At 73.5% G+C, this 8970-nt stretch carries 7 protein-coding genes and 1 pseudogene; 5 read left to right on the top strand and 3 right to left on the bottom strand.

The features are described 5' to 3' along the window. Positions 1-85: 85 nt before the first annotated feature. From GPJ59_RS29210 to uvrB, 3 genes and pseudogenes are all read right to left on the bottom strand, one after another. A pseudogene (locus GPJ59_RS29210) lies at positions 86-670 on the bottom strand (TerD family protein); the annotation flags it as partial. Positions 671-761: 91 nt separating this feature from the next. Further along, the gene (locus tag GPJ59_RS29205) at positions 762-1340 is read right to left on the bottom strand and encodes a TerD family protein (RefSeq protein WP_219670726.1); all 579 of its coding nucleotides are present in this window, start codon (positions 1338-1340) and stop codon (positions 762-764) included. A gap of 78 nt (positions 1341-1418) precedes the next feature. Next, positions 1419-3578: an excinuclease ABC subunit UvrB gene (gene uvrB, locus GPJ59_RS29200; protein WP_219670724.1), complete on the bottom strand. Its 2160-nt coding sequence runs from the start codon at positions 3576-3578 to the stop codon at positions 1419-1421. Between the two features lie 368 nt (positions 3579-3946). On the opposite strand from uvrB, the gene GPJ59_RS29195 reads away from it, so the two are divergent. The 5 genes from GPJ59_RS29195 to GPJ59_RS29175 form a co-directional block, all read left to right on the top strand. After that, the gene (locus GPJ59_RS29195) at positions 3947-4966 is read left to right on the top strand and encodes a glycerophosphodiester phosphodiesterase (RefSeq protein ID WP_219670723.1); all 1020 of its coding nucleotides are present in this window, start codon (positions 3947-3949) and stop codon (positions 4964-4966) included. 35 nt (positions 4967-5001) lie between these two features. Beyond that, a complete protein-coding gene (locus tag GPJ59_RS29190; RefSeq protein ID WP_219670722.1) occupies positions 5002-5562 on the top strand; it encodes a methylated-DNA--[protein]-cysteine S-methyltransferase in 561 nt (186 codons plus the stop codon). 193 nt (positions 5563-5755) lie between these two features. Beyond that, a complete protein-coding gene (locus tag GPJ59_RS29185; RefSeq protein WP_308120547.1) occupies positions 5756-7075 on the top strand; it encodes an MFS transporter in 1320 nt (439 codons plus the stop codon). A 208-nt stretch (positions 7076-7283) separates the two neighbouring features. Then, complete coding sequence (locus GPJ59_RS29180) at positions 7284-8219, top strand: pseudouridine-5'-phosphate glycosidase (protein ID WP_219670721.1); 936 nt, start codon at positions 7284-7286, stop codon at positions 8217-8219. Beyond that, positions 8216-8970 (top strand): carbohydrate kinase family protein (locus GPJ59_RS29175; RefSeq protein WP_219670720.1); only part of this gene is annotated, 755 nt, incomplete at its 3' end. The genes GPJ59_RS29180 and GPJ59_RS29175, both read left to right, overlap by 4 nt.

Below are 8970 nucleotides of genomic sequence, written 5' to 3'. Positions count from 1 at the left end.
ACGAGCATGTACCGCCTCGGCTACGTCAGACATCTGCACGCGTAAGATCGTCGGCAGCGTCAGAGGTGTATAAGAGACACGGGTAGGGCACGCCGGAGACCGGGACCGGGTCGGGTGCCACGGGGGCGCCGGCCGCGGTGTGGACACGGGCGGCGAGGTCGGCCGCGACGGGCGCGCCGAGCCCGTGGTCGGCGAGCAGGGCGGCGAGGCCGTCGGCGTATCCCTGGCCGACGGCGCGTACCTTCCAGGCGTCCTGGCGGCGGTAGAGCTCCAGGGCGACGACGGCGGACTCGGCGCCCAGGCCGCTCACGGTGTACCCGGCCACCTCGACGCCGTCGGGGCCGGCCACGGCGACGTGGGGCGCGGCGACGGCGCCGAAGCTCGCCGGGCCGCCCGGGGGCAGGGCCAGCAGGACGCCGATCCGGTGCACGGCCCCGCCGACCGCTTCGAGGTCGACGGCGAACCGGTGCTGGTCCGCCGCCGCCCCGGGGGCCTCCAGGCCGGGCACGCCGCGCGCGCCGGGGTGGGCGAAGCCCTCCGGCCCGCGCAGCGCGCCCTGCTCGTCGCCGAGCGCGGCCAGGGCGAGCACGGCCGTACCCGCCGAGACCCTGATCTCCACCCGGTGGTGCGGCAGGGGGTGGTTCTGCCCCCGGACCAGCTCGGCCGTCATCGTCGTGCCCTCCCCCGTCGCGCTGTGCTGTGCCGTGCCGTGCCTGTTGTGCTGTTGTGCCTGTAGTGCTGCTGTGCCTGCTCCGCCGCGCCTACAGGTGCGGCAGGATCGCCGGCAGCAGGTCCTGGAAGGTGCGGCCGTTGGCCGCCGTGCCCAGGGCCGTCATCTGCCAGCCGCTGCCGGCGCGGTGCACCTTCGCCATGATCTGCGCGGTGTACTGGCCGCCGCCGTCGAGCGTGTAGCGCGCCAGCTCCTGGCCGTTGGTCTCGTCCACGAGGCGGCAGAAGGCGTTCTGCACCTCCTGGAAGGTCTGCCCGGTGAAGGAGTTCACCGTGAAGACGATCTGGTCGATGTGCACCGGCACCCGCTGGAGGTCGACCAGGATCGACTCGTCGTCGCCGCCCTGGCCGACACCGCCGACGAGGTTGTCACCGGTGTGGCGGACCGAGCCGTCGTCGCTCGACAGGTGCCGGAAGAACACCACGTCCACAGGCTGCTTGTCCGCGAACAGCACCGCGGACGCGTCGAGGTCGATCTCCCGGGTCCGCGAGCCGAACAGCCCGCGGCGCTTGGCGGCCTGCCAGCCGAGGCCCATCCGGACCGCGGTCAGGGTGCCCCCGTCCGCCTTCTGCAGACTGATGGCCTGACCCTTGGTCATGTTGACCGTCACGCGATGTCCCCTCTCCTTGTCGCCCGCGGGCACCGTGTACCCGCGGCCCCGCGGCAAACATTACTTACCGGCCACGGCTCAGGCGAGGCCCGCCTCCTTCATCTGGCGAAGCTCCTTCTTCAGTTCGGACACCTCGTCCCGGATCCGGGCCGCGACCTCGAACTGGAGGTCGGCCGCCGCTGCCCGCATGCGCTCCGTCATCTCCTCGATCAGCCCGGCCAGTTCCGCCGCGGGACGGTCGCTGACGATCGCGCCGGCGGCCGCCGCGGCCTTGGCGCCCTTCGCGGCCTTGGCCGCCTTCCCCGCCGTGGGCTGGTGTGCGCCGAGCGAGGGCACCGGGGTCTTCGCGCCCTTGCCGTCCTTGCCCTGCCGGTAGCCCGTGCCGAGCAGTTGCTCGGTGTCGACCTCCTCGCGGGCGATGGTGGCCACGATGTCGTTGATCTTCTTGCGCAGCGGCTGCGGGTCGATGCCGTTCGCCGTGTTGTACGCGATCTGCTTCTCCCGGCGCCGGTTGGTCTCCTCGATGGCCTTCTCCATCGCCGGGGTCATCTTGTCCGCGTACATGTGGACCTGGCCGGAGACGTTGCGCGCGGCGCGGCCGATGGTCTGGATCAGCGACGTCCCCGAGCGCAGGAAGCCCTCCTTGTCGGCGTCGAGGATGGCCACGAGCGACACCTCGGGCAGGTCGAGGCCCTCGCGGAGCAGGTTGATGCCGACCAGGACGTCGTACTCGCCGGCGCGCAGCTCGCGCAGCAGCTCGACCCGGCGCAGGGTGTCCACGTCGCTGTGCAGGTAGCGCACGGCGATGCCCAGCTCCAGGAAGTAGTCCGTGAGGTCCTCGGCCATCTTCTTGGTGAGGGTGGTGACCAGGACCCGCTCGTCCTTCTCGACGCGCAGCCGGATCTCGTGCACCAGGTCGTCGATCTGCCCCTCGGTGGGCTTGACGACCACCTCGGGGTCGACGAGCCCGGTGGGCCGGATGATCTGCTCCACGAACCCGTCGGAGCGGGACAGCTCGTACGCGCCGGGGGTGGCGGACAGGTAGACGGTCTGGCCGATCCGCTCCTGGAACTCCTCCCACTTCAGCGGCCGGTTGTCCAGCGCCGAGGGCAGCCGGAAGCCGTGGTCGACCAGGGTCCGCTTGCGGGAGGCGTCGCCCTCGTACATCGCGCCGATCTGCGGCACGGTGACGTGCGACTCGTCGATGACCAGGAGGAAGTCCTCCGGGAAGTAGTCGATGAGGGTGTGCGGCGGGGAGCCCGGCTCGCGGCCGTCCATGTGCAGCGAGTAGTTCTCGATCCCGGAGCAGGAGCCGATCTGCTGCATCATCTCCAGGTCGTACGTGGTACGCATACGCAGCCGCTGCGCCTCCAGCAGCTTGCCCTGCTTCTCCAGCTCGGCGAGCCGCTCGGCCAGCTCGGTCTCGATGCCGCGGATCGCGTTGTGCATGCGCTCCGGGCCGGCGATGTAGTGGCTGGCGGGGAAGATGTACAGCATCCGGTCGTCGCTGATCACCTCGCCGGTCAGCGGGTGCAGCGTCGAGAGGGCCTCGATCTCGTCGCCGAACATCTCGATGCGGACGGCCAGTTCCTCGTAGACCGGGAAGATCTCGATGGTGTCGCCGCGGACCCGGAAGGTGCCGCGGGTGAAGGCCATGTCGTTGCGCGTGTACTGGATGTCGACGAACCGGCGCAGCAGCTGGTCCCGGTCGATCTCGTCGCCGACCTTGAGGGTGACCATCCGGTCGACGTACTCCTGCGGGGTGCCGAGGCCGTAGATGCAGGAGACGGAGGCGACCACGATCACGTCGCGGCGGGTGAGCAGCGAGTTCGTGGCGGAGTGGCGCAGCCGCTCCACCTCCTCGTTGATGGAGGAATCCTTCTCGATGTACGTGTCCGACTGCGGCACGTACGCCTCGGGCTGGTAGTAGTCGTAGTACGAGACGAAGTACTCGACGGCGTTGTTGGGCAGGAGCTCGCGGAACTCGTTCGCCAGCTGGGCGGCGAGGGTCTTGTTCGGCGCCATGACCAGCGTGGGCCGCTGGAGCCGCTCGATCATCCAGGCGGTCGTCGCCGACTTGCCGGTACCCGTCGCACCCAGCAGTACGACGTCCTTCTCACCTGCACGGATGCGCTTCTCCAGGTCGTCGATGGCCGTGGGCTGGTCACCGCTGGGAGAATAGGGGCTGACGACCTCGAAAGGCGCCACCGTGCGTTCGATCTTCGATACGGGCCGCATGACTCCACCGTACGGCCCCCCACTGACAGCGACACCCGTGCCTCCGTGTGCCGGGGCCGTCAGGGCGGTGCCGGGCCGTCCCTCGTCCGTGGTCCGTTTGTCGTAGTTCGGTGGCGACGCGGTGATCGCCGACGCCATCATCGCGGTGAAGCCCGTCGTGTCCATTCGCCTCCATCGTCCGGATCCGCATCCGCCGGCGGCACCCGGCGCCGTACGCGCCGTGCGTACCGCTCCGCCTCCCCGTCCGCCCTCACCCCGTCGTCCGCCCTTACGCCGCCGTCCGTCCTCACGCCGCCGTCCGCCATTGGCCGTGACCCCCGTCCGGCCGGGCCGCCCGCTGACGCAGTTTCGACATGAGGGGAACGCACATGCCCGTCCGACCCGTCGCCACGGCCGCCGCGGCCTTCCTGGGGCTCGCCCTCGCCCTCGCCGGTACGACCGCTTCCGCCTCCGTCCCCGCGTCCCCCTCCCCGCCCGTCTCCGCCTCCGCCTACGCCTCCGCCTCCACACCCGTCCACGCCCCCGCCGCGGTCCCGTTCCCCGCCGCCGTCCCGGTCGCTCCCGGCGTCCCGGGTGACGTGCGGGACGCCGAGCCGGTGCGCCTGGTGGGGGCGCCCGTCGTGTACGCGCACCGGGGTGCGTCGGCGTACGCCCCGGAGAACACCCTGGCCGCCGTCGACGTCGCCGAGGAGATGGACGTGGCCTGGGTGGAGAACGACGTCCAGCGCACCAAGGACGGCGAACTGGTCGTCGTCCACGACGACACCCTCGCCCGCACCACGAACGTCGAGCAGCTCTTCCCGGACCGCAGGCCCTGGCGCGTCAGGGACTTCACCGCCGCCGAGATCGCCCGGCTGGACGCGGGCAGCTGGTTCGCCCCGGAGTTCACGGGCGCCCGGGTGCCGACGCTGCGCAGCTACCTCGACCGGGTCGAGCGCAACAGGCAGCGGCTGCTGCTGGAGATCAAGAAGCCGGAGCTGTACCCCGGGATCGAGGCGGAGACCCTGAGGGTGCTGGACGAGGCGGGCTGGCTGGACGAGCAGCACCTCTCGCGCCGTCTGGTGGTACAGAGCTTCAGCGCCGACTGCGTGCGGGCCGTGCACACCCTGCGACCGGACGTGGTCACCGCCTTCCTCGGTACGCCGCCGGTGGCGGAGCTGGCCCGGTACGCCGCGTTCACCGACCGCATCAACCCCTGGCACACCACCATCACGGCGGACTGGGTCGCCGCCGTGCACCGGATGGCCGGGCCGCACGGCAGGGTGCTGGAGGTGGACACCTGGATCGTGGACGACGCGGCCACCGCCCGGAAGGTGCAGGAGATGGGGGTCGACGGGATCATCAGCAACGCGCCCGACGTGGTGCGGGAGGCCGTGGGCGGCTTCTGAGGCCGGCTGTCGGTGGGCGGCCGTACGGTGGAGGCGTGGACAGCAGCAGCCGGCCCGCCGGGCCGCACCTCGAATGGACCGTCGTCGGCAGCGACATCGGACCGCTCCTCCTGGCCGCCACGGACGAGGGCCTGGTCCGGGTGGAGTTCCACGCCGCTCCGGACCGGCCGGACCTGATAGACCCTCTCGCCCGTCGGCTCGGCCTTGCCCCGTGGCGGCCGCCGGCGGGCCGCGAGGTCCGGCTGGCGGAGCCGATACGCCGGCTCGCCGCGTACTTCGAGGGCGGGCTGCGGCGCTTCGACCTGCCGCTGGACTGGCGGCTGGCGTCCGGGTTCAACCGCGAGGTCCTGCGCGAGCTCGACCGCTCGGTGCCGTACGGGGAGGTCGTGGGGTACGGCGAGCTGGCCGCCCGGGTCGGCCGGCCCGGCGCCGCCCAGGCGGTCGGCGCGGCCATGGGGGCCAATCCCCTGCCGATCGTCGTGCCCTGCCACCGGGTCGTGGAGAACGACGGGGGCATCGGCGGGTTCGGCGGGGGCGTCGAGACCAAGCGGGCCCTGCTCGCGCTGGAAGGAGTCCTGCCGCAGCCGCTGTTCTGAGCCGTGCCGCTCCCTGAGGGCCGTTCTGACCCCTGAGGACCGTTCTGACCAGGAGAATCTCCGTTCCGTTGCGGATGGTGGGGTGCGAGACTGCGGCGGTGACCACTGCCGCCGCGCCAGGCCTGCCCGTGCCGGGCCTCCCCGTGTCCAGGACCACCGTCCACCGTGCTCGCCGGGAAGGGGGGTGTACGGCGTGACCGTCACCCGACGCACCACCGCCGGGGCGCCGCCGGCCGTGTCGGCCGAGGACCTGCCCCGGCTGCAGCGGCGGACCTCCCGCGTGCTGATGACCAGCCAGATGGTGGGCGGCCTCGGCGTGCCCATCAGCATCGCGCTGGCCCCCGTGCTCGCCACCGAGGTCAGCGGCACGGACGAGCTGTCAGGCATGGCGTCCACCGCCGCGGTGGCCGGCACGGCACTGCTGGCCCTGCCCCTCGCCGCCCTGATGACGCGGCGCGGGCGGCGGCCCGGCCTGGTCCTGGCCTATCTGATCGGTGCGGCCGGCGCCTGCCTGGTGGTGCTGGCGGCCGTCGTCAAGAACTTCCCGCTGCTCATGCTGGGCATGGCCTGCTTCGGCGCCGCTTCCTGCGCCAACCTCCAGGCCCGCTTCGCGGCGGCCGACCTCGCGGCACCCGACCACCGGGCCCGGGCGATCTCCACGGTGGTGTGGGCGACCACGATCGGCGCGGTGCTGGGCCCCAACCTGTCGGCCCCGGCCAGCCGCAGCTTCGCCGGCACCTCCATACCCGGGACGGCGGGCCCGTTCCTGTGGGCCGCCGGCATCTTCCTGCTCACCGCCGGCCTGATCGCCGTGGCCCTGCGCCCCGACCCGCTGCTGACGGCCCGCGCGCTGGACCCGGCCGGGGAGGACGCGCACCAGGGCCGCTCGCTGCGGGCCGGCTTCCAGGCCGTCGCGGCCTCCCCGCGGGCCCGGCTGGCGCTGGTGACGATCGCGGTCTCGCACACCACCATGGTGTCGATCATGGTGATGACCCCGGTGGACCTCGGCCACCACGGGGCCGGGCTGGAACTGATCGGCCTGGTGATCAGCGGCCACATCGCCGGCATGTTCGCCTTCTCGCCGGTGATGGGCTGGCTGGCGGACCGGATCGGCCGGCTGTCGGTGATCGGTGTCGCGGCGGGTCTGCTCTCGGCGGCCGCGCTGCTGGCCGGCACGGCGGGCCCCCGGCACGGCCAGACCGCGGCCGGCCTGTTCCTGCTGGGCCTGGGCTGGTCGGCGGGCCTGGTGTCCGGTTCGGCGCTGCTGACCGACTCGGTGCCGCAGGCCGCCCGGGCGGCGGTCCAGGGCCTGTCGGACCTGACGAGCAACGCCTGCGCGGGGCTCGGCGGCGCGGCGGCCGGCCTGATCGTGGCCCAGGCGGGGTACGGCTGGCTGAACGCCATCGGCGCGATGCTGGTGCTGCCGATGGCGTCACTCGCGCTGTTCACGGCGCGCCGCCGTCCGGTCGCTGAGGACGCCGCCGAGGACGGGCGCGCGGCCGTCGGGGACTGATCGCGCGGCCGTCGGGGACTGATCGGGCGGGCGTCGGAGACGATCGGGCGGGCCGTCGACCGGGCGGGCCGCCGAGGAGGCGGGCCGTCAGGACGAGACGCGGGCCGTCAGGGACGACCTGGCCGGGGACGCACCGGCAGGGGCGGTACTCGGACAGGTGCGACGGGAGCGCGTTTGGGGGCGCACGCCGCGTGCCAGGGATGGGGACATGCCACAGCACACGTCACAGCACGCTGCGATTCCGGTCCTGTCCGAAGAGGTGCGCGAGGCGCTCGACGAGGGGCGGCCGGTGGTCGCCCTGGAGTCGACGATCCTCGCCCACGGCCTCCCGCGGCCCCGCAACCTCGCGGTGGGCGAGGAGCTGGAGGCGGTCGTCCGCTCGGAGGGCGCGGTACCGGCGACGATCGCGGTCCTCGACGGGGTGCCGTACGCCGGTCTCGACAAGGCCCAGCTGGAGCGGGTCGCGGGCGGTGAGGGGGTACGCAAGCTCGGCCACCGGGACCTCGCACCGGCACTGGCGGCGGGCGCCACCGGGGCGACGACGGTCTCCGCGACGGCGTTCCTCGCCGCGCGGGCCGGGCTGCGGGTCTTCGCCACGGGCGGGCTGGGCGGCGTACACCGGGAATGGGTGGAGTCGCAGGACGAGTCGGCGGACCTGGCGCTGCTGGCGCGCACCCGGATCACGGTGGTGTGCGCCGGGGTGAAGTCGATCCTGGACGTGCCGGCGACGCTGCAGCGGCTGGAGACCCTGGGGGTCGGGGTGCTCGGGTACGGGACGGACCGGTTCCCCGGGTTCTACCTGGCCAGTTCCGGACTGCCGGTGGACTGGACCGTGGAGCGGCCCGAGCAGGTGGCCGCGGTGATGGCCGCTCAGGACGCGCTGGCCGGGCCGGACTCGGCGCTGCTGGTGGCCAATCCGGTGGCCGAGGCGGAGCAGCTGGATCCGCGGCTGCACGACCGCGTGCTGGCGGAGGCCCTCGCCGAGTGCCGGGAGCGGGGCATCACGGGCCAGGCGGTGACGCCCTTCCTGCTGGACTTCCTGGTCCGGGCGACGGGCGGGGCCGCGCTGGAGGCCAACCTGGCGGCGGTGCGCGGGAACGTCCGGCTGGGCGCGCGGATCGCGGTGGCGTGGGCGGGGCGGTGAGCGGCGCGCTCCTGGTCGTCGGGGACGTGGTCACGGACGTGGTCGCGGTGCACACGGAGCCGCTCGCGCCGGCGACGGACACACCGGCCCGGATCCGCACCCTGCCGGGCGGGGCCGGGGCCAATGCCGCCTGCTGGGCGGCGCGCTGCGGTGCGGCGGAGGTCCGGCTGCTGGCCCGGGTGGGCGCGGATTCCGCGGTCTGGCACGAGCGGGCGCTGGCGGCCGCGGGGGTCCGCCCGCACCTGGTGGTCGACCCGGTGGAGCCGACGGGGACGGTGGTGGCGCTGGTCGGCAAGGACGCCGAGCGCACCTTCCTGACCGACGGCGGGGCCGCGCTGCGGCTGTCCCCCGCCGACTGGACCCCGGCGCTGCTGGACGGTGTGGCCCACCTGCACGTGTCCGGTTACCTCTTCCTCGCCGACGGCAGCCGGGACGCGGCGGAGCTGGCGCTGCGTTCGGCGCGGGAGCGGGGCGTGCCGGTGAGTGTGGACCCGGCGTCGGCCGGGTTCCTGTCCACCTTGGGAGTGAATCGTTTCCTCGCGTCTGTGGAGGGGGCCTCGGTCCTGCTGCCCAACGAGGAGGAGGCCCGGCTGCTGGCCGGGCGGGCCGACGTGGCCGCGGCGGCGGCCGGGCTGAGCCTGCGCTTCCCGCTGGTCGTGGTGACCCGCGGCGCGGCCGGCGCCCTGGTCGCCGAAGCGGGCGCGGTGACCGCCGAGGTGCCGGCGCAGGAGGTCCGGGCGGTGGACACGAC

Source organism: Streptomyces bambusae, assembly GCF_019400985.1.
Taxonomy (GTDB): Bacteria; Actinomycetota; Actinomycetes; order Streptomycetales; family Streptomycetaceae; genus Streptomyces; species Streptomyces bambusae_A.
The sequence above is the reverse complement of the archived record's forward strand: the minus strand, read 5'-3'. Positions and strand labels throughout refer to the sequence as shown.

Bases quoted from the DNA above. Each gene is read 5' to 3' on its own strand.
- uvrB (WP_219670724.1), bottom strand. From the start codon at position 3,578: ATGCGGCCCGTATCGAAGATCGAACGCACGGTGGCGCCTTTCGAGGTC.
- GPJ59_RS29180 (WP_219670721.1), top strand. From the start codon at position 7,284: ATGCCACAGCACACGTCACAGCACGCTGCGATTCCGGTCCTGTCCGAA.
- GPJ59_RS29195 (WP_219670723.1), top strand. From the start codon at position 3,947: ATGCCCGTCCGACCCGTCGCCACGGCCGCCGCGGCCTTCCTGGGGCTC.